Annotated in this window: 2 protein-coding genes; one reads left to right on the forward strand and one right to left on the reverse strand. The window is 39.2% G+C overall.

All coding sequences use genetic code 11. The annotated features are described in order from the left end of the window. The first annotated feature begins 109 nt into the window (after positions 1–109). Entirely contained in the window at positions 110–754 is a 645-nt protein-coding gene (locus CEX73_RS01105; protein ID WP_101626776.1) for a MarC family NAAT transporter, read from the forward strand. A 71-nt stretch (positions 755–825) separates the two neighbouring features. Here CEX73_RS01105 and fis read toward each other — a convergent pair whose 3' ends face one another. Then, positions 826–1,128 (reverse strand): DNA-binding transcriptional regulator Fis, encoded by a 303-nt coding sequence (fis, locus tag CEX73_RS01110; protein WP_101626777.1) that lies wholly within the window; start codon positions 1,126–1,128, stop codon positions 826–828. Positions 1,129–1,259: the final 131 nt, after the last annotated feature.

Genomic DNA, 1,259 nt, shown 5'->3' on the forward strand with positions numbered 1-1,259 from the left:
ATGCCATATTAATGCATTCAAAGCAAAAGCAGTTACAGCGGAGCGGGTAACACCCTAAAAGATAAAGATAGGGCCGGCACATCCATATTTACTAGGAGAAATATAATTTATGTTAGAACTATTTAAGGCGATTGGCCTGGGCCTCATGGCTTTATTACCTCTCGCGAACCCCCTTACTACCCTAGCACTATTTTTGAGCCTAAGTAAAAATATGACTACTGAGGAGCGCAACCAGCAGTCGCTGCTTACATCTTTTTATGTCTTTGTCATTATGATAGTGGTCTTTTATGCAGGAACCCTAGTCATGAAGACTTTTGGTATTTCTCTCCAAGGTTTGCGTATCGCCGGGGGTCTGATTGTATCATTTATTGGATTTCGCATGTTATTTCCGGAGCAGACTAACGAAATAGAAAGCCAGACTAGAGATAAGCTCACAAAAGTTAATATCGCTTTTGTGCCGCTCGCTATGCCGAGCACAACAGGGCCAGGTACTATCGCTATGATTATTAGTTGGGTATCTACTATTAAAGAGGGTATTTATTTTTCACCTTGGGTAACCAATATGGCGCCTATTTTGGTCTTTCTTACCGTGAGCTTGATAGTCTGGGGGGTACTGCGTAGCTCGGGTGCGATCATGCGTTTCATTGGCGCTAATGGTATTAAAGCAATCTCACAACTCATGGGATTCTTACTGGTGTGTATGGGTGTGCAATTTATTATCAATGGTATGTTAGAAGTACTAGTTCAAGAGTAATTAGCTCATTATTACGGCAACAGTTAATTAATTACTATTGCCGTACCGAGTGAAGTAAATCGCAAAAGTTATTAATTCATACCATACTTTTTTAATTTCTTACGCAGTGTACCACGGTTAATACCCATCATTAGAGCGGCCCTGGTCTGATTTCCTCTAGTATATTGCATGACCATGTCTAATAGTGGCTGCTCTATTTCGGCTAATACTAGTTCATATAGGTTTTTAATGTTTTGACCATTCACATTCAGTAGAGCAAAATAGTTTTTTAGTGCTTGTTTAACTGAGTTACGCAGAGGTTTTTGTGTTACCTGATCTTGCGTATTAATGGTAGAAACGATCAGTACATCAGAATTAACGCGTTGTTCTAACATAATTATGTCAGCCTCAACAAAATAATGTTATTACGATATTATCTTAGCTTAGATGTGAAGTATCTCACAAATTATTTGCAGATATTTTATCAGTACCTCAGTCTCAGTACCAATGTGGGGGATCGGAAGAG

The sequence above is a fragment of the Candidatus Palibaumannia cicadellinicola genome, from assembly GCF_002855795.1.
Classification (GTDB): domain Bacteria; phylum Pseudomonadota; class Gammaproteobacteria; order Enterobacterales; family Enterobacteriaceae; genus Baumannia; species Baumannia cicadellinicola_C.

Excerpts from the sequence above, each read along its gene's own strand:
- CEX73_RS01105 (WP_101626776.1), top strand. The coding sequence starts at position 110 with ATGTTAGAACTATTTAAGGCGATTGGCCTGGGCCTCATGGCTTTATTA.
- fis (WP_101626777.1), bottom strand. The coding sequence starts at position 1,128 with ATGTTAGAACAACGCGTTAATTCTGATGTACTGATCGTTTCTACCATT.